1 protein-coding gene is annotated in these 524 nt (G+C 74.2%); it reads left to right on the top strand.

Going from position 1 to position 524, the window contains the following annotated elements:
- Positions 1-524, top strand: a 524-nt coding sequence (locus ACZ92H_RS29435; protein WP_465051971.1) for a KR domain-containing protein, incomplete at both ends; no start/stop codon positions are given.

Raw genomic sequence — 524 nt, forward strand, 5'->3', positions numbered from 1 at the left:
GCGGCCGGGCTGGCGCCGCTGCCGCGCTTCGAGGCGCAGCAGGTGCTGCTGGTGACGGGCGGCACGCGCGGCATCGGCATGCTGTGCGCGCAGCATGCCGTGCGCCAGTATGGGGTGCGGCGCCTGGTGCTGAGCGGACGCGAGGTGTTTCCGGCGCCAGCGCAGTGGGCCGCCCACCAGGCAGCGAACGGCCCGCTGGCGGCGAAGATGCGCAACATCGAGCAGCTGCGCGCGCAGGGCGTGGAGGTGGAGGTGGTGGCCTTGGCGCTGTCGGACGAGGCGGCCGTGCGGGCGTGCCTGGCCGATGTGCGCGCCAGGTTCGGTCCCATCGCCGGCGTGCTCCATGCGGCCGGACTGGGCGAATCGGACACGCCGGTCTTCGCGCGCAAGTCGCTGGCGGCCGTGGCGCGGGTGCTGGAACCGAAGGTGGCGGGACTGGACGTGCTGCTCGCGTGCCTGGCGCAGGATGCGCCGCGCTTTTGCGTGCTGTTCTCGTCGGTCTCGGCGCTGCTGCCGGCGCTGGC

The sequence above is a fragment of the Janthinobacterium foliorum genome (genome assembly GCF_978021625.1).